The sequence below is a fragment of the Nakamurella sp. A5-74 genome, from assembly GCF_040438885.1.
In the GTDB taxonomy this organism is placed as follows: Bacteria; Actinomycetota; Actinomycetes; order Mycobacteriales; family Nakamurellaceae; genus Nakamurella.
This window is the reverse complement of sequence record NZ_CP159218.1, coordinates 463,996-486,121: the sequence shown is the minus strand read 5'-3', so window position 1 is coordinate 486,121 and position 22,126 is coordinate 463,996. Positions and strand designations below refer to the sequence as shown.

General features: G+C 69.0%; 19 protein-coding genes. 3 read left to right on the top strand and 16 right to left on the bottom strand.

Translation table 11 applies throughout. From position 1 onward, the window contains the following. The first annotated feature begins 31 nt into the window (after window positions 1-31). Window positions 32-214 carry a hypothetical protein gene (locus tag ABLG96_RS02200; RefSeq protein ID WP_353649794.1) on the top strand — a complete coding sequence of 61 codons (183 nt, stop codon included), beginning with the start codon at window positions 32-34 and terminating at the stop codon, window positions 212-214. Window positions 215-384: 170 nt separating this feature from the next. Here ABLG96_RS02200 and ABLG96_RS02195 read toward each other — a convergent pair whose 3' ends face one another. The 7 genes from ABLG96_RS02195 to ABLG96_RS02165 all read right to left on the bottom strand — a co-directional run bounded on the left by ABLG96_RS02195 (window position 385) and on the right by ABLG96_RS02165 (window position 8,210). Next, complete coding sequence (locus ABLG96_RS02195; protein WP_353649793.1) at window positions 385-507, bottom strand: hypothetical protein; 123 nt, start codon at window positions 505-507, stop codon at window positions 385-387. A 199-nt stretch (window positions 508-706) separates the two neighbouring features. Then, on the bottom strand, window positions 707-2,389 hold the full coding sequence (locus ABLG96_RS02190) for an RNA-binding domain-containing protein (protein WP_353649792.1): 1,683 nt from the start codon (window positions 2,387-2,389) through the stop codon (window positions 707-709). Between the two features lie 108 nt (window positions 2,390-2,497). Next, window positions 2,498-2,986: a restriction endonuclease gene (locus ABLG96_RS02185; protein WP_353649791.1), complete on the bottom strand. Its 489-nt coding sequence runs from the start codon at window positions 2,984-2,986 to the stop codon at window positions 2,498-2,500. Window positions 2,987-3,196: 210 nt separating this feature from the next. Continuing rightward, entirely contained in the window at window positions 3,197-4,696 is a 1,500-nt protein-coding gene (locus ABLG96_RS02180; RefSeq protein ID WP_353649790.1) for a carboxyl transferase domain-containing protein, read from the bottom strand. After that, window positions 4,693-5,919, bottom strand: coding sequence for a CoA transferase (locus ABLG96_RS02175; RefSeq protein WP_353649789.1), 1,227 nt, complete (start codon window positions 5,917-5,919; stop codon window positions 4,693-4,695). Before ABLG96_RS02175 ends, ABLG96_RS02180 begins: the two co-directional genes overlap by 4 nt. A gap of 251 nt (window positions 5,920-6,170) precedes the next feature. Then, complete coding sequence (locus tag ABLG96_RS02170; protein WP_353649788.1) at window positions 6,171-7,166, bottom strand: peptidoglycan-binding protein; 996 nt, start codon at window positions 7,164-7,166, stop codon at window positions 6,171-6,173. 99 nt (window positions 7,167-7,265) lie between these two features. Next, window positions 7,266-8,210: a TerC family protein gene (locus tag ABLG96_RS02165; protein ID WP_353649787.1), complete on the bottom strand. Its 945-nt coding sequence runs from the start codon at window positions 8,208-8,210 to the stop codon at window positions 7,266-7,268. A gap of 43 nt (window positions 8,211-8,253) precedes the next feature. Between ABLG96_RS02165 and ABLG96_RS02160 the strand changes: the two genes are divergently transcribed. Continuing rightward, entirely contained in the window at window positions 8,254-8,457 is a 204-nt protein-coding gene (locus ABLG96_RS02160; protein WP_353649786.1) for a DUF2945 domain-containing protein, read from the top strand. A 34-nt stretch (window positions 8,458-8,491) separates the two neighbouring features. Here the strand turns inward: ABLG96_RS02160 and ABLG96_RS02155 are convergent, their stop codons facing one another. After that, window positions 8,492-9,619, bottom strand: a complete 1,128-nt coding sequence (locus ABLG96_RS02155) for an amidase (protein ID WP_353649785.1) — start codon at window positions 9,617-9,619, stop codon at window positions 8,492-8,494. A 164-nt stretch (window positions 9,620-9,783) separates the two neighbouring features. On the opposite strand from ABLG96_RS02155, the gene ABLG96_RS02150 reads away from it, so the two are divergent. After that, complete coding sequence (locus tag ABLG96_RS02150; RefSeq protein WP_353649784.1) at window positions 9,784-10,206, top strand: DUF4345 domain-containing protein; 423 nt, start codon at window positions 9,784-9,786, stop codon at window positions 10,204-10,206. 89 nt (window positions 10,207-10,295) lie between these two features. Here ABLG96_RS02150 and ABLG96_RS02145 read toward each other — a convergent pair whose 3' ends face one another. The 8 genes from ABLG96_RS02145 to ABLG96_RS02110 all read right to left on the bottom strand — a co-directional run bounded on the left by ABLG96_RS02145 (window position 10,296) and on the right by ABLG96_RS02110 (window position 22,057). After that, window positions 10,296-11,945 (bottom strand): helix-turn-helix domain-containing protein, encoded by a 1,650-nt coding sequence (locus tag ABLG96_RS02145; protein ID WP_353649783.1) that lies wholly within the window; start codon window positions 11,943-11,945, stop codon window positions 10,296-10,298. After that, window positions 11,946-12,875, bottom strand: coding sequence for a GNAT family N-acetyltransferase (locus ABLG96_RS02140; RefSeq protein ID WP_353649782.1), 930 nt, complete (start codon window positions 12,873-12,875; stop codon window positions 11,946-11,948). Beyond that, window positions 12,872-14,341 (bottom strand): serine hydrolase, encoded by a 1,470-nt coding sequence (locus ABLG96_RS02135; protein WP_353649781.1) that lies wholly within the window; start codon window positions 14,339-14,341, stop codon window positions 12,872-12,874. The genes ABLG96_RS02140 and ABLG96_RS02135 overlap by 4 nt, the downstream gene beginning before the upstream one ends. Then, window positions 14,338-16,356, bottom strand: a complete 2,019-nt coding sequence (locus tag ABLG96_RS02130; RefSeq protein ID WP_353649780.1) for a prolyl oligopeptidase family serine peptidase — start codon at window positions 16,354-16,356, stop codon at window positions 14,338-14,340. The genes ABLG96_RS02135 and ABLG96_RS02130 overlap by 4 nt, the downstream gene beginning before the upstream one ends. Next, entirely contained in the window at window positions 16,356-17,198 is an 843-nt protein-coding gene (locus tag ABLG96_RS02125) for an ABC transporter ATP-binding protein (RefSeq protein ID WP_353649779.1), read from the bottom strand. Before ABLG96_RS02125 ends, ABLG96_RS02130 begins: the two co-directional genes overlap by 1 nt. Then, complete coding sequence (locus ABLG96_RS02120) at window positions 17,195-19,222, bottom strand: dipeptide/oligopeptide/nickel ABC transporter permease/ATP-binding protein (RefSeq protein WP_353649778.1); 2,028 nt, start codon at window positions 19,220-19,222, stop codon at window positions 17,195-17,197. Before ABLG96_RS02120 ends, ABLG96_RS02125 begins: the two co-directional genes overlap by 4 nt. Further along, a complete protein-coding gene (locus ABLG96_RS02115; protein ID WP_353649777.1) occupies window positions 19,222-20,220 on the bottom strand; it encodes an ABC transporter permease in 999 nt (332 codons plus the stop codon). The genes ABLG96_RS02120 and ABLG96_RS02115 overlap by 1 nt, the downstream gene beginning before the upstream one ends. Window positions 20,221-20,314: 94 nt before the next feature. Beyond that, on the bottom strand, window positions 20,315-22,057 hold the full coding sequence (locus ABLG96_RS02110) for an ABC transporter substrate-binding protein (protein ID WP_353649776.1): 1,743 nt from the start codon (window positions 22,055-22,057) through the stop codon (window positions 20,315-20,317). Window positions 22,058-22,126 lie beyond the last annotated feature (69 nt).

The window sequence follows — 22,126 nt, the reverse complement described above, 5'->3', positions numbered from 1 at the left end:
GCCTCCCCTCACTTCCAGGTACGATGGGAGCGTGGGAGTCAAGCCGAAGACGTCGTGCTGCGAGGACAAGCCGCGCTGCAAGCGCTGTCCGATCCGCCTGCTCGCCTCCGGCCAACTCGACCCCGAACTGGCTCGCAAACTTTTTGCCAAGGACCGCAACCGCAAGGCTCTCAAGAAGGCCGGCATGAGCAAGAGGGACCTCCCCGCCGCCTGATCTTCCGGTGGTCGAGCAAGCGAGGAACGAGCGCGACGAGACCCCGACCCGGCCCTCCCCACCTGGAACAGCATTCACTTCGCCGGTCCCCTTCCACTCGTTCCTCGCTACAGGACAGGGAGCAAGCGGGGAACCAGCGCGTCGAGACCCCGTCCGATCTGTTAGACCACTCAGGCCACTTCGGTCGGCAGCGCGGTCGCTCGCACCTCGCGCAGGATCTCTACGAGCTCGTCCACGTCAGCCTGGCGGAACAGGTGTTCCGGACGGCCCGCCTGGTTGCGCAGCGCACTCACGGGCAACCAACCGGCTTCACTGGGTTTATCGAGATCCGCTCAAGCGGACCAAAGGTATTAAGAACCACCCGGAACGCCGGCAGGTGAACACTCCACCTCTCGACGGGATGGTGCATCCGCTGCATGAAGGCAGGACGCAGCACGACCGCCGTCGCCGAGCCGACCCTGGCATCCGTGGCGCTCAGCCCGTGGGGCCGCATCATCGCTTGACGTAGTGCGCACCGCGACGCATGCCCTCGAGGCTGAGCTGACCCTGGTCGACCAATCGCTTCAGCACGTTCCTGGCCTGCTGCGGACTCAACCGACACAGTTCCGCCGCCTTGGAACGGGTGATGCGTCCGAACTGATCCACGTAGGCAAGCATCATCTGCTCCTGCTGCAGGGGGTCTGTGTCGCGCATCCTGACGTACTCGCTCGCCTGCGCAGACCGATAGAACGCCGCGGCCAGGTGGACTCGTCGCCCACGTCCTTGACCCCGCTGCTCAACGAGACCCATTTCGGTCAGTCGCGCCAAGGAGGTCCTGGTGTGCTGCTCGGTCATCCTCAGCGAGCTACTCAATCCACTCACGTCCGAGTCGCCGACATCCTTGAGCTGGTGCAGCAAGCGGAGTTGGTCGAGCGGCAGCCTAACCGAGGCCGAATCCTCGAAATCGATGACGAATCGCACCATCTCCAGGTCAGCATCACTGGTGGGAATCTCGACCACGACTGATGTGTCATTGGTCAAGGAGTAGTCAGGACCAGCACGGCCCCACCGGAGAAGTTGGCCGTACATCTGCGGGATTCCACGGCCGTAACGATCAACCATGCCGGCGCGCTTGAAGGCTTCGGCGATGATCGGGCTGCGTGGTCGCGTGTCCTCGAGGAGGTTGTCGAAGGTGATCCCCGGCGGGAAGCCACCCGGGCTGGACACTCTGAGGTAGGTATCCGTCAGGCGCACGCGCACGCAGCCGAGCTCGGTGTAGTCCCGATGCACCAGAGCGTTGGCGAGGACTTCCCGGACGACTGCGGGCGGGATCCGTGGGATGCCGATTCGGTGCATCCCCACGATCAGCTCCTGCTCCGTATTACGGACCCTCAGGAGCGCCTCGATCTGTTCGGCAGTCTTGAACAATGGGGCTTGCAACTGCTCGTTCGTGACGATCTCGTCGCCCCGCTGCTCCTGGAACAGCGTTTCCGCGGTGGGTACGAACCTTCGGATCGCCCGATCGGTCCCAAAGAGCAGGACGGCCCCGAGCGTCAGCTCCCCCGACATCGGATCGTGGACGCGCAGCGCGCGCATGATCTCCTGATCGCTCAGAACTGCCAGAGCCCGCTCACCCTTGCCACCTGAAGTCATGCGCCGGAAGCGGTCGAACTCCGCGGGATCGAGATCATGGAGATCGGCTCCACGGGCCGGAACGGAGGCGTAATCCGTCCCCAGCGCGCTGAGCCCCGCCGACACGATTTCGTGTGCTCGGTAGGGCACACACTCCGGACGACCGTCTGCCCTGAGCGTCCGCCGGATGAACCTCCCTTCCGTGGTCCCGGCCGGGCTGCTCGCCTTCGGCACGTGGACGACCGCGACCTCGACACCGCCGGCCTCGACGAGTTCGACCACCGAGGCGATGTTCGGCTCCGTCTTGTTGAGAATCATCGCGGCCAGGCGATCGGGGTCGGTCACATCCCGGTGTCGTGGCTCCAGCCCGGTGATCCGTCCGTCGTCCTCGATGCCCAGCAGAAGCAGGCCGCCCTCACCGTTGGCCAGACACACCACGGCCTCGACGATCAGCGAATCCTTCAACCGGTCGTACCCACCCCGTTTGAACTCGACCGTGAGCGTCTCGCCGTGTGCGCAGAGGTCCAGCAGTTGATCCGGGGTCACCGCTTCATAGTTATGCATAGTTATGACGCTTGTCAACGCTGCACGCAGAAGTGTCAAATCTGTTCTCAAACCAAGCTGGTCACTCAAAGTTATGCATACCTATGAACTGGAGTCCCCTCAGCCCCATCACTCAATGAAGTCCTCGTCGATTTCGACGACCGAGCAGGTCTGCCGGACCTGCACGCCGACGCCGTGCCGGATCATCAGCCGAGCCAACCGGGCGCCGCCGATAAGCACGACACGGGTAGCAACACCCTCCGCGTAGTTGGTGGCCCCGGAGCTGAACCGGCCGGTCGTGATGAAGACACCCTGGTTGGCCTGTTGGCCGTGCAGTGCGCCGACGAAGCCCTGGATCTCGGGACGGCCGGTGCCGAGCGCACAGCTCTTGGCTTGCACGTAGACGCGGCTCAGACCGAGGACTTCCTGATCGATGATGCCGTCGATGATGCCGTCGTCGAGAGTTGAGTGCGGGTGGCCCGCAGGTCGCCGCCGCCGTAGCCCATCGCCACCAACAAGTCGATGACAGCCAGCTCGAAGAACGCGGGCTCCTGCGCATGAAGTCTCGAGGAGGCCGGCAGCGACCTCGGCATGGATACGGGCGATGCCGCTCTCCACCTTCCTTCGGGTCGAGCTCGCGCTCCCTCGTCGCTTGCTCGGTCACCAAAATATGGTGGTCGAGCGAACCTAGTGAGTCGAGACCATCCGAACTATGACGGGATCTCGACGCGCTCGTTCCTCGCTCGCTCGATCACCGGTTCTGCTGCCCCGTCCGTGCGTGGCGGGATCTCGGCTCCTTCGTCGCTCGATCAGCGGTTCGGCGCCGGGTCAGAAGACGTAGCGGCCGGCGCGGCGGGCGAGGCGTTGGGAGGTGGGGAGCGAGCCGAGCACCGCGAGCTCCTGGGCGAGCACCTCGCCCATCCGGCGACAGAAGGCCGCGGGCTCGTCGGCGGCGTCGTCGTGTTCGGCGACGATCCGGTCGACGACGCCCTTGCGGCGCAGGTCGACGGCCCGAACCAGTTGCGCCGCAGCCATTTGCGGCGCGAACGACGGATCGCCGTGGTGCACGATCGCGCTGGCACCCTCCGGCGGCAACGGCGACAACCACGCGTGACGCGCGGCGATCACCCGGTCGGCGGGCAGCAGCGCGAGCGCACCACCGCCCGACCCCTGCCCGAGCAGGATGCACACCGTGGAGGTCGGCAGTCGGGTCAGATCGGCCAGGCAGCGCGCGATCTCGCCGGCCAGGCCACCTTCCTCGGCCTCCTTCGACAGCGCAGCACCCGGTGTGTCGATCACCGAAACCAGCGGGATGTCGAGCTCAGCCGCCAGCCGCATCCCACGCCGGGCCACCCGCAGCTCCGCCGGCCCGAGCGGTCCGTTGGCGGCCTGCGACGCACGGTCCTGACCCAGCACGATGCACGGCAGACCGTGCACGGTGGCCAGTACCAGCGTGAGACCGGAGGCGGCCCCGGTGGCGTCACCCTGACCGGTTCCGTTGAGCGGCACCACATCCCGGGCAGCGAACCGCAACAGCTCCCGCACCCCGGGACGATCGGGACGACGGGTCCGGGTGATCGAATCCCAGGCAGCCACCTCCGGCTGGTCACTCTCCGGCTCGGCCTCGGGCATCGGTACGCCTCGCCGGGGAGCGGACAACACCGTCAGCGCTCGGGATGCGATGTCCGCCAACTTGTCCGGCGGTAGCACGGCGTCGATGAGTCCGTGGGCGGCGAGGTTCTCGGAGGTCTGCACACCGGGAGGGAACTCCTCGCCGTACAACGCCTGGTACACCTTCGGACCCAGGAAGCCCACCAACGCACCGGGTTCACCGACCGCGACGTGGCCGAGCGAGCCCCAGGACGCGAACACCCCGCCGGTGGTCGGATGGCGCAGGTAGACCAGGTACGGCAGCCCGGCGGCCCGGTGGGCGCCGATCGCATCGGTGATCCGCACCATCTGCACGAAAGCCAGCGAGCCCTCCTGCATCCGGGTGCCACCGGACGCGGTCGCGGCCAGCAGCGGGAGACCCTCGGCGGTCGCCCGCCGGATCGCCTTGTCCAGACGGTCGGCCGCCCGCAGTCCGATCGACCCGCCGAGGAAGCGGAACTCGTTGGACACCACGGCAACATCCCGCCCGCGGATCGTCCCGCGACCAGTCAGGATCGACTCGTCACAACCTGATTTCTGCTGTGCCGCAGCTAGTTCGGCCAGATAGCCGAGGTCGAGATCAGGCGCGGGAGTGATCGGGGTGTCCCAGCTCTGGTAAGACCCGTCGTCCAGGACGGTCTCGACCAGCGCCAGCGCACCGAGCCGCTGGACGCTCACGCGGGCGACTCCCGGTCGGCCAGCCCGAGCCAGTCGAGGATCTCACCGGTGTGCTGACCGAGCAGCGGCGGCGACCGGTGCTCGCGCTTCCATTCGGCGCCGTCCCCGGCGAAGAATCGCAGCGGCGGCCCCGGCAGCTCGATGGTGCCGAGCGTCGGGTGGTCGACCTCGATCACCAGGCCCTGCGAGCGGGTCTGGTCCCACGAGTAGACCTGCTCCAGGTTCTTCACCTGGCCGCTCGGCACGCCGATCTCCGTCAGCCTCGCCAACAGCGTGGCAGTGGTGAAGCTGCTGAAGGCCTCCTCCACGGCGGCCCGCACCTGCCGGCCGTTGCGCACCCGCTCTGCGTTGGTCGCGAAGCCCACCTCGCTCAATGGCAGGTCGAAGGCCGGGGCGAACTTCTGCCAGAGCCCCTCCGAGCCGACCGAGATCTGCACGATGCCATCGGAAGCGTGGAACAGGCCGTAGGGGCAGATCGACGGATGGTGCGGGCCCTCCGCCTGGGGGATCTCCTTCGCGACGGTCCACCGGGTGCCCTGGAAGGCGTGCACCCCGACGATGCCCGCCAGCAGCGATGTGCGTACCTGACCGCCCTTGCCGGTGCGCTCGCGCTCGTGCAGCGCGGCCAGCACCCCGTAGGCGCCGTACATCCCCGACAGCAGGTCGGCGATCGGCACCCCCACCTTGGTCGGCGTCTCCGGATCGGGGCCGGTCATCGACATCAACCCGCCCTCGCCCTGGGCGATCTGGTCGTAGCCGGGCCGGCCGCCTTCCGGTCCGTCGTGCCCGAAACCGGAGATCGACAGCACCACCAGGCGCGGGTTCAGCTCCATCAGCCGGTCCAGGGTGAACCCCAGACGGTCGAGCACTCCCGGACGGAAGTTCTCCAGCAACACGTCGCTGCGGCGGACCAGCTCGGTCAGTGCGGCCACCCCGGGGGCCGATTTGAGGTCGAGGGTGATCGACTCCTTGTTCCGGTTGCAGGACAAGAAGTAGGTCGCGACCGGACCGTCCGGCGAGTCGACGAACGGCGGGCCCCAACCGCGGGTGTCATCTCCGTGGCCGGGAGTCTCGACCTTGATCACCCGGGCACCGAGGTCGCCGAGCATCATGCCGGCGTGCGGTCCGGCCAGCGCTCGGGTCAGGTCGATGACGGTGATGTCGCCGAGCGGTCCGGGGGCGGATGCGAGATCCGGCGTCGACGTCTGATCGGGGGTGGACACAGGGTGCTCTCCTTCGAGTGGCCGATCCACCCAGCCTACGAACTGCGGGCCTGACGGTTCCTTCCGGGTGAGCAGACCACCGCCGACGACGGCTCAGCGAGTGATCTTCAGTGCGAACGTCTGCGAGCTCGTCCCGGTCGTCGCCGTGCCGGCGAACGAGTCGGTCACCGGATGCGTACCCCTCGTGAACTTCACCCGAGAGATGATGGTGACGGTTCTGTTCGAGGTCGACCGCCCTGTCCCGACCAGTGTCAGCGGCCGTTCCAGCTCCAGTGCCAGGACTCCGACGGCAGGTTGGAGTAGTGGTAGGCAGCGGCATGGGCCCTGAGCCAGTTGTTCACGGCCCCACCCACCTGGGCGTTCGCGAAGTCGACGGCCAGCCCGGTCTCGTGGTTGGACGTGCCGGGAATGGCGGTCGGAGGCGAGCACTGCCCGGACGGCTTGGTGTAGATGTCGTAGTCCGTCGGTCCGCAGTTCTGACGGCGCAGTGCGATCTGCTCGTCCCGGCTGCGCCATGCACTGTTCGCGCTGAGGGTGACCCCGTCGGCGGCAGCGGCGGCAACCATCGCATTCGTCCGCGACAGGAAGCAGGTGTGCACCCGGATCCCGTTGGTGGCCAACGCTGTCTCGGACAGGGGCACTCCGCCACTCACCGCGTCGCAGTTGCCTCCACCGCCGCCGGCCGCCGCGTTGAACAGCGCCGCCCAGGTCTGCGGCCCCACCACGCCGTCCTGTCCGAGGCCGGCGGAGGCCTGGAACGAGCGCACCGCGGTGGCGGTGCCGGCGCCGAACTCGCCGTCGACGCCCACCGACTGGCCGGCGCCGGCCAACAGCTCCTGGACCGCCCTGACATTGGCCCCGCTCTGCCCCTGCTGGGTCAGGACCACCAAGGCACCCAGGGTGTTCGGACCGGCCTGACCATCAGCGGTCAAGCCCTGCTGCGATTGGAAGGTCTTGACGTTGGCCGTGGTACCCGCACCGTAGACACCGTCCGCGGTGGTCGCGATCGAGCGGTGGGTGAGCAGCCACTGGAGCGCCTTGATCTTCGAGGGCGGTGAGGACGGCGTGACCGCTGCGTCGATGGCCGCGGCCGTCACCGCCGCAGCACTCACCGCACCGGACGGCGCGCTGGGCCACGGATCTGCGGCCGCCGGCAGTGCGGCGACCCCCAGTCCGAGCACCCATGCGGTGAGCGCCGCGAGGAGGGAAGGAGTGAGCCGACGACGGGTCGTTGCGTGAGCAGCCATGGACCCACCCTGGGACGGCTCGCCGGTGCCTGCAACTCGGGACAGCTGGAAACAGGCCGGCGAACAGCGGTCGACCCGGTCCTCCGTCACCCACTGGGATCAGCGGGTGCGGGTGGAATCCTGCCCGGCGATCGGAGTGCCGTCCGGCTCTCGCGGCGCGGGATGCAGGTGCACCGGCTCGCCGGCCGCGGCGTGATTGCGCTTGGCCTGGCGGTTCCGGTAGCTCAGGTTGAGCGCCTCGACTGCGATCGCGAACGCGATCGGTCCGTAGATCAGGGCCTTGTTGACGTGGGCGTCGAAACCCTCCGCGATGAGCGAAGCACCGATCAGCACCAGGAAGCTCAGCGCCAACATCTTAACCGTCGGGTGCTTGTCGACGAATCCGCTGATCCTGCCGGCCAGGACCATCATCAGGCCGATCGACAGGACGACGGCAGCGATCATGATGTACAGCTCGTCGACCATTCCGACGGCGGTGATCACCGAGTCGAGCGAGAACACCGCATCGATCAGGATGATCTGCACGATCACCGCACCGAACGTGGCCGTGCCGCCCTTCGAGCCGGAGCTGTGCTCCGTGCCCTCGAGCTTCTGGTGGATCTCGGTGACGGCCTTGTAAACCAGGAACAGGCCACCGACGATCAGGATCAGATCGCGTCCGGAGAACTGCAACGAATCGGCGGACCCGATGGAGAACCAGGCGTCGGTCAGTCCGATGATCCAGGATGCCGCGAACAGCAGACCGATCCGCATGATCATCGCGAGCGAGAGACCGATGATCCGAGCCTTGCGCTGCAGCTCCTGGGGCAGACGTTGGGTCAGGATCGAGATGAACACGACGTTGTCGATGCCCAACACGAGCTCGAGGGCGAACAGGGTCAGGAAGGCGACCCACAGGTCGGGGCTGGAGAAGAAGTCCACGACCGTCAGAACGAAGGACGTGTCGTCGAGGTTCCCGGGTTCGCCGGTGCTGAGGCCGCCGCCACCTCCCGGGCCTCGGGCGGGGTCCGGTGACGGAAGTCGCGGCGTGAACCGGGGCCCCATGGGTACCGGACAGGAGCACCGTCCGCAGGCAGAAGGAGATGACATGAAGGTCGGCGACCGCGTCAGCTGGAACACCCCGCAGGGCAGGACGCAGGGGAAGATCGTGGAGCGCAAGGAGTCCGACTTCACCTTCGACGATCAGCACTTCACCGCGAGCACGGACGAACCGTCGTTCGTCGTGGAGAGCGAGAAGTCCGGATCCCGTGCGGCACATCACGAGTCGGCGCTGCACCCACTGCAGGGCTGACGCAGCTGCGCCGCGCCGGTCTGCCCGCGGCCGGTCAGCCGGTGTACAGCCGAGGGAGGGTGCCGACGGCCCGCTCCACCACCGCGGCCGTGGCCAGCAACAGCTCCTCCCCGCCCGGCGCCGCGATCAGCTGCAGCGATTCCCCCGGGTTCGGGCCCACGGGGATCGAGATCGCAGGCGTGCCGGCCACGTTGAACGGCAGGTTGAGTCCGTTGCCCATCACCGCCTTGTCGCCCACCGGTACCGGCGCGTGCGACAGGGTCGGCAGCGCCAGGACCTCACACCGCTGCAGCAGCGCGAGCACCTCGGCCGTCCAGGTCGTCGCGGTGCGTCGGGCATTCGTGTAGGCCTCGGTGGTGACCTGCTCGCACGGTCCGAGGCGCCGGGCCACGTAGTCCTGCACCAGACCGGTGGCGAGCAGCCGGCCGCTGGACTGCCAGGCCTCGAAATCGATCATGACGGCGAAGCTGCTCGCGGCGCGGTCCCAGCCCGCGAGTGCGACCGGTTCGGACGCGAAGCCGGCGGCCGCGAGCGCCCGGTCGACCGCAGCATCGAAGGTCGGATCGACCGGCACTCCGGGCGGGGCGGCGAGCCGCCCGACCGTGGTGGCCGGCCGGATGCCCTCGATCGAGAAACCCGGCACGAGCATCTGCATCCCCAGCACCAGGCCGGCGACATCACGGGCCAGCGGACCGATCGTGTCGAACGACGGCGCGAGCGGCCACACCCCGTCGATCGAGATCCGGCCGTGTGTGGTCTTGAGCCCGGCGATGCCGCAGCAGGCCGCTGGCATCCGCACCGAGCACCCGGTGTCGGTGCCGAAGGCGACATCCGCCTCGCCCAACGCCACGGCAACGGCCGAACCGCTCGAGGACCCGCCAGGCACCAGGTCCGGCCACCGCGGGTTCGCCGGATGCCCGAACGCGGGGTTCAGCCCGGTGGTCCCGAAGCACAGCTCGTGCAGGTTGGTCTTGCCGACGATCCGCGCGCCGAACGCCCGCGCGGTGGCGATGCAGGGCGCATCCGCAGCTGCCGGCGCCCGGTCCCGCAACGCCGGCGATCCGACCGTGGTCGGGTACCCGGCAACGTCGATCGCATCCTTCACCGCCAGGCGCGGCCCGTCGGCCGGGCCCTCATCCAGCCGCAGGATCCATTCGTTCATGTTTCGCCGCCTCGATTCCGGAGCAGGTGGATATCGAGTACGTGGCACTGGTCCAGGAGCGCCGTGTCGGCCTCAGCACGGTCCTCGTCAGATTACCCAGCGGGACAGCGGGTGTGCCGGACGTCAGCCAGTCCCGGATCGCCCTCCAGGTCGCGAAGTGACTCATGGGCTCCAAGATCCAGCAGCGGCGCCTGCTCTGCCAAGATGGCCGGATGACGGCGCTGCGGAACGTGGGACGCGTAACGGGCTTCGCCTGTATGGCGTTCGGAGCGCTCCAGCTGGCCGGTGGTACGCGCGTGGAGCCAGGCATGATCGGCAACGCGACAGTCGACTCCCATGTGCGCTTCATGGGTCCTGTGTTCGCCGGCTACGGGCTGAGCTGGCTCGACGCCGCAGCGTCTGACGAGCCCGACGTGGGCAAGATGCGCGTGCTCGCCGGGTTGATGGCCCTGGGTGGCGTCGGTCGACTGGCGACCCGGCTCACCCTGGGCCGACCACACCAGCTCCACGATCTGCTGCTTGCTGTCGAGCTGAGCGCCCCGGTCGTTGTGGAGGCACTCGTCCGGCGCGCTCGCCCCGACCGGTGACACCATCTCGATGGTCCGACGGCGTCGCGCCGAGGAGCTACCGCATCCAGCCATCCTCGCGGTGACGAGAAGCCGGTCCTCGCCCGCCCTCACGTCGGCGGTGTGAGCCGCAGCTGGATCATCAGCGCGAAGCGGTCACGCGGGTCGCCCAGGTCGATTCCGCTGACCTCGGCCGCCCGCCGCAGTCGATAACGCAAAGTGTTGGGGTGCACGGCCAATCGACCAGCCGCCTCGGACGTGTCGCCGAAGGTGTCGAGCCAGACCTGCACGGTCCGGGCCAGATCTGCCGCGTGCAAGCGGTCATACTCCTGCAGCGAGTTGAGTGCGCCGAACTGTTCATATCCGTGCGCGGCAGCATGGTCGGCCAGGTCCAGCATCAGGGCGTCGATGTGGGCATCGGCGATGGTTGCCACACCCGCCTCGGCGCGTTGCGACCGCAGCACCCGCACCGCGCGATCGGCATCCACCCGGGACAGGCTGAGCTGGCTGATCCCGGCGGTGACCCGACCGACCCCGACGATGGCCGGCAGTCGGTGCTGGGTGCGCTCGACGAACTCCCGCGCAATCCGGACGGCGGTCTCCTCCCGCCGGTCGCTCGGTCCGTCGAGCGGCAGCACGCCGTAGGCGATCCCGCCGACCAGCGCAGTTGCGGCGCGGGCGTGGATAGCCGACAGGTGCACCGCGAAGGCGTCGGCCAACCGATCGCGGACGGCTTCCAGATCGACCGTCGGCCCGAACTCGGACTCCCCGGCGGGGACCACGGCCATCACCACCGAGAACCCCCGCGCCAGACCCAGTCGGTCGGCGGCGTCGACTGCCCCCGTGTCACCCCGCAGCACCGTCGCCAACAGATCGGCGCGCAGCCGCCGGCCGACGTCGGCCCCGGCCCGCTGTCGCAGCAGATGCAACGCGACCAGCCGGGCCGAATCGGTGAACGCCTGCTGACGTTCCGGGCTCAGCCGGGTTCTGGTCACCGCCCACATCGACCCCAGGATCTCGTCCCCGGCCCGCACGGCGACGGCCGTGCGGGAGATCTGCACCTTGGGATGGTCGAGGCGCCGCTGGTCGATGAACACCGGTCCGGTCGACCGGGACAGCTCCTGGAACAGCCCGATCTCCTCCAGCACGGTGCGATACGCCTGCGGGACCTGCCGACCGAGCACGGTCTCCACCCGACCCTCATCGCCCTCGTCCTGACGTCCGGAGAAGGCCAGCACCCGTGAGCTCCGGTCCTCGATGGTCACCGGTGCGTCGATCAGCGCGCTGACGGCATGCGCGAGCGCGAACAGATCACCCGAGGGGATCCCGCCGATCGTGTCGTCGCCGGACCCGCCGCCGATGTCGCCGTCGGCCAACACGGCCCGGAGCAGGGCAGCCAGCTGGGTCCAGGCCGCCCCGCGGGCCAGCGAGACGACGGCAACGCCGGTGCGGACCGCGGCGGCCAGGGCCTTCCCCTGCAGGTCCACCGGGGTCCGGACCACCACCGCCAGGGCTCCGCTCGCCCCGGCCAGCTCCAGCAGCGCTGTCGTTGCCTCGGTGCCGTAGACGCCCACCCCGAGGACGATCGCCCGTTCGGGGACGAGCTCGTCACCGCCGGGGTCGTGGATCACCAGGCCACTGATCCGGTCGTCCGGATCTGCAGGCGGCCTCACCAGCTCCAGCACGGTGGTCCCGAGGTCCTCCAGCACTCGCGTCAGACCGACTCCTCGACGGGCGACGGGCGTCATCTGCGATCTCATTCAGCCATCGTCGCGTACGCGGGAGAGTCGGTACCACCCGTCGCGCGACATCCCGTCCACCCACGCGAGCGGGGTCGGGCCTGCCAGCAGGACCCCCAAGGTGCTGCGCACCGCGTGTCGCCAGCGGATCGCGAGCTCCGGTCGCTCGCGCCGCAGGCGCTCGATGTCGGCCGGGATCCGGACCCAGGCCGGGAAATGCCCGAGATCACCGATCGGACCGGGTTCGTCCGGCCGTCCGGGCAGGTGGTCCAGCAGCACCGCATCCGGTTCCGCCGTCACCGCCCGGGCTGTCGGCCCGTGCTCGGGAGCGATGACGGGCCACTGCACGAGCAACCGGTCGCTGCCCTGACCGGCGTTGACCGAGTCCTCCATGGCTCCGTAGAAGTCGGGCAGGTACTCGCTCACCCGGACCCCCAGCTTCGCCAGGTTGAAGAAGGCGTTGCGGCGCACCAGCGGATCGAACGTCCAGGTGATGGACTCGAGCCCCTGTTCCGCAGCCCAGGCCCGCTGGTCCAGCTTCAATGCGTATCCCACCCCGCGTCCGAGGCCGGCATCGAGCACGCCGGCGATGTGCGAATGCAGAGAGCTGCGCGGCCTGCTGCCCAGGAATCCGATGCACGCACCGATCACAGCGCCGGCCGCAGCTGGTGTGCCGCGCACGTCGCGGGCGATCGCACAGTAGCCACCGGCATGGGTGACCGCCCGGAGCACCGCCATCGTCACCGGTGCATCGGCAGCGTCCGCCTGCCAGATCTGTTGCACCAGGCCGAGTGCCGCCGCCAGCAGTGCCCGGTCCTCACCCGAGGTCACCCGCACCCCGGCGGCGGCCCCGGCAGCGTCGGCCCTGGCCCTGGCCGCCGTGACCTGTACCGAGGATGCGCCGGACGGTGTTGGCGGCCGGAGTGCAGGAAGGGGTCCTGCAGCGTTCATCGTGCAGCGAGCAACGGGGTGGCCCTGACCCCGTAGTGGACGTAGCGGCTGCCATCCGCCAGCGAGTAGAACGTCACTGCCATCCAGACGGTGTCGCCGGCGATCCGACCCAGGAACCGCCCGTCGTCGGCCAGCGGGGTCAGCTCGATCTCGGTGGGCTCCTCCTCGAGTTCGGCCATCACACCGGTGGCGGTGACCTTCATCCGCAGGGCGCCGTCGACCAACGCCACTTCGGAGTCGACGGACGCTCGCTTGTACAGTCCGACGTACTGCTCGAAGTCGACGGCCGGCGGCTCGGCCGGCGGAACCGGGGTCGGCGGGACCTGCACGTCCGCGAGGTCCGCGAAGACCTCGGTGAACAGGGTCTGGGCCGCCTTGCTCGCGTCGCCGCCGTTCGTCAGCAGGCAGACGATCGTCCCGGATCCTGGGTGGATGCGCAGGAATGCCGCCTGGCCGATGGTGTTGCCGTCGTGGCCGAACACCCCGGAGTCGCCCCAGGCGAGGTGGATCCAGCCGAGTCCCCATGCCTTCATCGCGCCGCGGTCCGGGACCTCGACGAGCTGCTGCCGCATGGCGTCCACGCTCTCCTCCGACAGGAGCCTGGTGCCGTCCGGTGCCACTCCGCCGGCCAGGTGCATCGCGGCGAACGCGACGACGTCTGCAGGTCGCGCAGAGATCAGACCTGCCGGCCCCATGTTGCGGGGCAGCAGCAGAGTCGTGGTGGGAGTGGGGATCTCGCCCGGTTTGCCGACGTGACCGATGGCTCCACCGTGCAGGATCACCTCTTCCGGCAACGTCACCGTCGCCTGCAGCCCGAGCGGCGTCACGATGCTGTCACGGAGCGCCGTGTCCCACTGCTTGCCGGTGAGCACCTCGATCATCCGGCCCATCAGGGCGAAGCCTGCGTTGCAGTAGGAGAACGTGGCGCCGACCGGGTGGTTCAGCCCCACCTCCGCCAACCGAGTCACATACTTCTCGATGCAGTCGTCACCGCGACCGGTGTCGACGAAGAAGTCGCCGTCGATGCCGCTGGTGTGGGTGAGTAGGTGCTGCACGGTGATCTGATCGGCGCCCTCGTCCGCGAGCGACAATTCCGGCAGCACGTCGACCGCCCTGGTCTCGAGGGTCAGCTTCCCCTCATCCACGAGCTGCATGATCTGGGTCGCTGTCCAGACCTTGCTGATCGAGCCGATCTGGAACACCGAGTCGGCGGTGGCCGGCGCACCGGTGCGCAGGTTCAGCACCCCGGCCGCCGCATCGACGGTGCCGTGCGGGGTGCCGATGGCCAGCGAGGCGCCGGGGATGTGATGGGTTGCGATCAGCGACTCCAGCCGACCGCGCCAGTGCGCACCGTCCAGGCCGTGCTGCGCTGGGGCGTCCTGCTCCGGCGTCGAGGTCGGCGCAGAGGTCGGTGCAGAGGTCGGTGCAGAGGTCGGTGCAGAGGTCGGTGCAGAGGTCGTCGTCATGAGATGCCTTCCGTCGAGGTGTGGCGGGTGACCCACTCGGTCACCCTGGTTGAGTAGTCACGTCGGTGCGAGGGTCTTCCTTCGAGGATGAACAGGTGCGATGCGTCCGGGTACACGACCATCTCGGTCGTAATCCCACGGGAGCGCAGTGAGGTGAACCAGGATTCGGCCTGCAGGATCGGACAGCGATCGTCCTTCTCCCCGTGGAGCATCAGCGTCGGCGTGCTGACCTGCCCGACCGAGGGGAACGGGGACTGTGCGGTCAGCCGATCGGCGTCATGCCAGGGGGTTCCGGCCATCTCGCCGGTCAGGAAGTGATGTCCGATGTCGGCACCGATCTGCGTCACGATGTCCGTGACGGCCCCGCCGGCGACCGCCGCAGCGAACTCGTCGGTGTGACCGGTCAACCAGCAGGTCATGTAGCCGCCGTAGCTGTACCCGGTCAGCGCCAGCCGCCGCGGATCGGCGATGCCCTCGGACACCAACTGCCGCATCGGTTCCAGGAAGTCCGCCTCGTCGCCGGCACCCCACGCGCCGACGTTGCACGCGAAATGGTGGCCGCCGTAACCGTCGCTCCCTCGCACGTTCAGCAGCAGGATCGTCCAGCCTTGGGAGAGCAACACCTGCTGGTAGGCGTGCCCGATGTCGGGGACCCCACTCCAGGCGTTGTGCGGGCCGCCGTGTACGTCCACCAACAGCGGTCCCGGCCCGCTCGCCGACGGATCCCGCAACACGAAGCCGTGGACGCGCATCCCGTCCGAGATGGTGAAGGTGCGCTCCGTCGCAGCGATCAGCTCGACGTCCGGCAGGGATTGCGCCGTCCACGCGGTGCTGGCGAGCACCTCACCGGAGACCGCGTCGATGACGACCAGCTCACCGTAGGACGTCGGCGATGCGGCGATCACCGCGGCGAGCGGACGCGCAGCGTCGGGAGCCGTCACCGATACGCCGGCGATCACCAGATCGTCTGCGCCGTAGAACTTCCTGGCGGAGCCGAGGTCGTCGAGCGGGGTCGTGTAGAGGTGGGTACGACCGGCGTCCCTGGCGCAGAACAGCACGGCATCGCCGGCCGCCTGCGGCAGTCCTCCCGGATATCCGGGACCGCCGGGCATCACGGAACGGTCGAGTCCTTCAGCCACGACGCGGACCGCAGAACCGGCCGGGACGGCGCTGCCACCGGTTCGCACCGGATCCGGCGCGGCGAGCAGGTGCGTGTTGCCGGTCGTCGTGTCGGCGCGGCCGATCAGCAACGGGCCGACCATCCCTGCCGGCCAGACGATGCCGCCGAGATGACCGGTCGGCCCGAACCCGGCTCGGCCCGTGCCGTCAGCACCCACCACGAAAGCCGTTGTCTCGCTGGTGATGTCGCCCCGTTCGACGTCGTCGGCGATGCCCACCAGGTGGGCTCCGTCCGGGTGCCAGGCGAGCGAACTCACCTGGTGGTCCCCTGCGGTCACCTCGGTCACCTCGCCGGTGGCCACGTCGACGACCTTGACGTGCGAGCGCCAGCGGGAGAACATCCCCGTGCCGTCCAGCTTGTAGCCCAACCGGTCGATGACGATCGGCGCCGCGGCGTCATCGGGATCCGCACCGCCGTCCGTCGCCGGAACCCAGGTACGGGCCAGCATCGCGATCCGTGCTCCGTCCGGCGACCAGAGCGCCGGACCCGCCCCGTGCGTCAGCGTGGTGAGCACCCGTGGTTCACCGGGGCCGGCCGTGTCCAGCAGGTGCAGCTGCGCTGTTCCGTCCACCGGCCGGAGGAACGCGATCGAGTTCCCGTCCGGCGACCAGCGCGGGGCGCCGTCCTGCGGCCCAGCAGTGATCCGCCTGGGCTGCAACGGTTCTCGGGCGGGCATGTCGGGAAGGTCGATCCACCACAGGCTGCGGTCGTCTCGATCCTCCTCGACGTCGACCACCCGGCGGACGAAGACCACCGCGCGTCCGTCGGGGGCGATCGACGGATCGGCCGGTAGTGCAACGGCCTCCAGGTCGGCAGGGGTCAGTACGCGGTCCATCACTTCTCCATCGGTGTCGGTCGGGGATCGGTCGGTCGGGTGGTCGAGAGGTCGGTCGCGAGGCCGGCCGCGGATCCGCTCGGTGAGCGGGGCACCGCGTCGATCCGCTCGCCCAGCCGCGGGGCGGCCGCCAGCAGCTCACGGGTGTACTCCTGCTGCGGCGCACCGAGCAGCGTGGCAGCAGCGGCCGCCTCGACCACCCGGCCGCCCTGCATCACCACGATCTCGTCGCTGACGTACCGCACCACGGCGAGGTTGTGCGAGATGGACAGCATCGTCAGGCCCAGCTCGACGCGCAGCTCCTTGACCAGGTTGAGCACGGCACCCTGCACCGAGACGTCCAGGGCAGAGGTGATCTCGTCCGCGATGAGGACGGACGGCTGCGCTCCCAGCGCCCTGGCCAGGGCGACCCGCTGCCGCTGACCGCCGGACATCTCGGCCGGCAGCGCCGATGCCCGGTCGGCGGGCAACGACACCAGGTCGAGCAGTCGCCGGACCTCGGCATCCCTGGCGCGTCGTCCGCGCACTCCACACAGACCTTCGGAGATGGCCTCCCCCACCGACATCCGCGGATCGAGCGAGGAGTACGGGTCCTGGAAGACCAGCTGCACGCTGCCCGGCCGGCCGGCCCGGTGACGACGCAGCGGGCTGCCGTCCAGCAGCACCTCACCACCGCTGCAGCTCTGCAGACCCACCGCCACCCGGGCGAGGGTGGACTTTCCCGACCCTGATTCGCCGACCAGTCCGACGACGCTGCCGTCGGCGATCTCCAGGTCGACCCGGTCGACCGCACGGGTCGGTCCGAAGTCGACGGTGACCTCGCGGAACGTCAGCGTGCTCATCGCTGCGCCCCCGTGCGGATCCCGCTGCTGGTGCCCTGCGGGTGCAGACACGCGACGCGGTGCGCCGGCCCGATCGACCGCAGCTGTGGATCCTCGGTGCGACACGCGTCGGTCGCGAAGGCGCACCTCGGCGCGAAGGCGCAGCCCGTTCCGATCTCTGCCGGTGCCGGTGGCCGACCAGGGATGGTCGCGAGCGGGACGTCCAGATCGGTGTCCATCTCGGGTACCGCGGCCAGCAGTGCGCGGGTGTAGGGATGCGCGGGATCAGTGAGCAGCTCGACGGTGCTGATCTCCTCGACCACCCGACCGGCGTACATCACCAGGACCCGGTCACACATCCCCGAGATCACCGCGATGTCGTGCGAGATCAGCAGCAGTGCTGAGGCGTTGTCGGCGCGGACCTGCTGTATCAGTTCGAGCACCCGGCGCTGCACGGTGACGTCCAGCGCAGTGGTGGGCTCGTCGGCGATCAGGAGTTTCGGTTCGCCCATCAGGCCGATGCCGATCACCGCCCGCTGCCGCATGCCGCCGGAGAACTCGTGCGGGTACTGACGCGCACGTCGCTCGGGTTCGGGGATCCGAACGGCTGACAACCGTTGCACCGCACGGTCCCAGGCTGCGCGCCGGGACGCGCCCCGGTGTTCGGTGACCACCTCGGCAAGCTGTTTGCCGACCCGCATCACGGGGTTCAGCGAGGTCATCGGATCCTGGAAGACCATCGCCATCGTCGCGGCGAGCCTGCTGCGTCCCTCCCGGCCGGACAGCGCGCCGAGGTCGGCACCGTCCAGCACCATGCGTTCGGCAGACACCAGCCCTGGCAGTTCGATCAGTTGCGCCGCGGCGAGCGCCGTCAGGCTCTTGCCGGAGCCGGACTCACCCACGATGCCGACCGACTCGCCGGCAGCGATCCGCAGATCCACTCCGCGGACCGGGGTGACGATCCCGCTCGTCGTCGGGAAACCCACTCGCAGCGCACGGATGTCGAGCACGTCGGCACCGACGTCGATGGCGCCGTTGCCGGGCGAGTCGTCGGACCGGCCGACGCGTGCCCGGCCGGCGCCCGACCACAGCTCGGCGGCCCGGGCGACGCCCTTGCTCCGGCTCGAACGCCGTCCGACGGCGGCGGCCAGGAACTCCCCGCTCAGGCTGAACGCGAGACCGGCAACCACGATCGCGATTCCGGGGCCGATCGCCGCCATCGGATTGAGGTAGATCCCGGCCAGGCCCTCGTTGAGCAACCTGCCCCAGTCGAAGTCCGGCTGCTGCACCCCCAGGCCCAGGAACGAGAGTCCGGCGAAGGACAGCAGTGCGCTGCCGGCCGCCAGGGTTGCGTTGACCACCAACGGTTCTGCGATGTTGGGCAGGACGTGCCTGACCAGCACCCTGAGCCTGCCGACACCCAGCACCCTGGCCGCTGAGATGAAGTCGCGCCCGGCGATACCGGACGCGAGGGTGTGCGTCAGACGGGCGAAGGAGGGCGCCCCGGCCAGCCCGAGCGCGAGCACCGCCCCGGTGGCGCCGACCCCGAAGATGGTGGCGAAGAAGAGCGCCAGCAGCAGCCCGGGGAACGCGACGGCGACACCGATCGACGCGACAAGGGCGCGTCCGAACCGGCCGGGGAGAACGATCGGCAGCAGCCCGAGGATCACCCCGAGCACCACCCCGACGACGGTCGCCGACACAGCCAGCTGGATGGACAGCCGCGAAGCCACCAGCACCCTGAACAGCAGGTCGCGACCCAGCATGTCGGTACCGAAGGGATGCGCAGCCGTCGGACCGGAGCTGAGGGCATCCAGATCGTAGGCATCCGCGCGGGCACCCCAGATCACCGGGCCGAACACCGCCAGCGCGAGCACTCCGAGCAGCAGCAGGATGCCGACGACACCGACCGGCGTGCCGACCAGGCGCGCGAGTCCCCGACGCCGGCGACGACCACCGACTGTCGGTGTCTCCGGGTGCGCGGGATCGATCACGCCGGAGACGTCCAGCACGTCCTCGATCGGCGACGGGACGGTGCTGGTCATCAGCTCTCCCTGATCGTCGAGCGCGGATCCACCAGCGCCAGCAGCACATCCACCAGCAGCGTGATGAGCAGGATGAGACCGCCGTAGACCAGCACGATGCCCTGGATCAGCGGGAAGTCCTTGTTGATGATCGCGGCCACCGTCGTCGGACCGAGGCCCGGCCAGGCGAACACGGTCTCCACCAGCACCGTGCCGGTGATCAGCCCCGACAGCAGCAGACCGCCGATGGTGAGGGTGGCGGTGAGTGCGTTCGGGAGCGCGTGGCGCAGATAGATCAGCCTGGGGCGCAGACGTTTCGACCGCGCGGTCCGGACGAAGTCCGCGCCCAGCACCGACAGTGTCTCGATCCTGATCAGCCGGGCCAGCGCGAGGGCGGGACCGATGGCCAGCGCCATCACCGGCATCAGGTACGACGAGGCACCTTCCTTGCCCGCGATCGGCAGCCACTGCCAACTCACCCCCAGCACGGAGACCAGCCCGACAGCGAGCAGGAACTCGGGAATCGAGGCGATGGCGACGGCGGTGGAGGTGAAGCCCAGCTCGCCGATCCGTCTGCGGCCGCCGCGGGTGACGATCGCCATCCCGACGCCGAGTAGCACCGAGATCACCACCACCACCAGGAACGCCAGGATCGCGAGCTGCAGGGTGTTGCCCAGGCGGTCGGTGATCGTCTCCATGACCGGCAACCGGCTCCCGATCCCCACCCCGAGATCGCCGGTGAACAGATGCCGCAGGAAGTTCCAGTACTGCTCGATCAGCGGGTCGTTGAGTCCCAGCTCCTGGCGTCGAGCGGCGACCAGACCGGGATCGGCCGTGAGGCCGAGGGATGCCCTGACCGGATCGCCCCTGACGAGGTGGACGATCAGGAAGGAGAACGTGACCAGCGCCCACAACGAGATGACGAACCGGATCAACCGACGCCGCCAGAAGTCCGCCCATGGACGGTCGCGGTTCCGGTCGACCGCTCTGTGCGGCAGCGGATCGAGTACCTCGGTCATCTGATCCTGTCCTGTTCGACGTGCTGCTGTCCGACCCCGCTGCCCCACCTGCCGCTCCCGACGCCGGACGGGCCGGCGTCGGGAGCGTGCTGGGTCAGCCCGGCAGGCGCACCGTGCTGACGTCGATCCCGCCACCGACCAGGTTCGCGGTGGCGCCCTTGAGATACGAGCTGGTGTACAGGTCGTACATCGGGAACAGGTCGAACTTGGTGAACAGCGCCTTCTCCGCCGCTGTGTACGACTCGCAGGCCGCCTCGACCGTGGTGGCGGCTGCGGCTTTCTTGACGGCAGCGTCGTAGTCCGCGTTCTTGATCGCCGCGAAGTTCGTCCCACCGTCGGCCGGCGTCTTGCCGGACAGGAACGGCACCAGCGTGACCGGGAGGTTGACGTTGACCGCCAGCCAGGCGACGTCCCAGGCACCCGTGCCGAACAGGATCTCGTTGATCTGGGTGCTGGTGACCGACTTCACGGTGATGACGACGCCCAGGTCCTGCTTCCACTGCGCCGTCAGCAGCTCGGAGGCGGCCTGCATACCGGCGCCTCCGCCACCGCCGGCGTAGATGAACGCCAGCGCAAGCTGTTTGCCGTCCTTGGCCCTGATCCCGTCAGCACCCTTGGCCCAGCCGGCCTGGTCGAGCAGAGCGTTCGCGGCCGCGGCATCGTAGGCGGGCAGGGTGCCGGTGACGGTGTCCGTCGTGCAGCCGCGGGGTTCGAGAGTGACCATGCCCTTGGACGGGCCGCCCTTGCCGGCGGCGGCCACCTTCTGCACTGCCTCCAGGTTGGTGCCGGAGAACAAGGCCTGCCGCACCAACGGATCCGAGGTCACGTGACCGTCCGCCTCGTTGAAGAACGTCTCACCGGCGGGCCGCACGGCATTGGCCGTTGGCAGGCCGGCCGAGTCGAGCCTGGTGGAATCGGCGCCGCTGACCGCGGCGAAGTTGATCTCACCGGACAGCACCAGGTTGGCCGCGGTGGTGGCACTCGGGATCACCCGGATGTTGACCTGGGCCGGCGGAGTGCCGGCGGGGGTGGCAGGCGGTGCGCCCCAGGTGTATCCGGCGCGGCGGTCGAAGGAGTAGTGGTCCTCGGCGACAGCCTCCTTGAGGACGAAGGCACCGGTGCCGATGGTGGCCTTCTGGATGGCGGCATGGTCCTTGAGCCCGGCGGCACAGATCATGAACAGACCGGAGATGTTGTTGATCAGGAAGATGTTCGCGCTCGGGACGGTGACGGTCAGGGTACCTGCGCTGTCATCGGCGGTGGCCTTGGCACCGACGTCCAGGAACACCCCTGCCAGCGGCGACTTGTTCTTCGCGTCCGCCACGTAGTTGATGTTGTCGGCCGCGTCGGTGGGGGTGAAGTCGGTGCCGTCGGAACAGGTGACGCCCTTGCGCAGGGTGAAGACGATCTTCGTCGGGCTGACCTTCCACGACTCGGCCAGGACGGGGATCGCGGTGCCGTCGTTGGAGTAGGTGAGCAACGGGTCGTAGGCCAGCGACCCGACCGTCCGCGCCGAGTCGAGCACCGTCATCGACGGATCCAGCGAGCCGGGATCGGTGGCGATCGCCATCGTGAACTTGCCTGCGGGGGTCACCTCGGGCACTGCCGACGTCGGTGCGCCGGAGCTGGAGCCCGACGACGCCGCGGAGCCGCTTGTCGCAGCGCCGGTACCGGCGGTGGACGAGCTGCTCGCAACCGCTGAGGAGGTGGCCCCCGGCGAGGTCGAGCTCGGCGTTGCGGCGTCATTGCCACCACAACCGGACGCGATGAGGGCCATGGAGAGCGCAGAGCCGAGAGTCAGTCGCCGGACGGTGCCCGGGTTGAGGCGGTGGGCCATGGTTTCCTCACGAATCGATCAACGGGAAGTGACGTGGTCCCAGCATCAGGGTCCACGACCGCCCGGTCT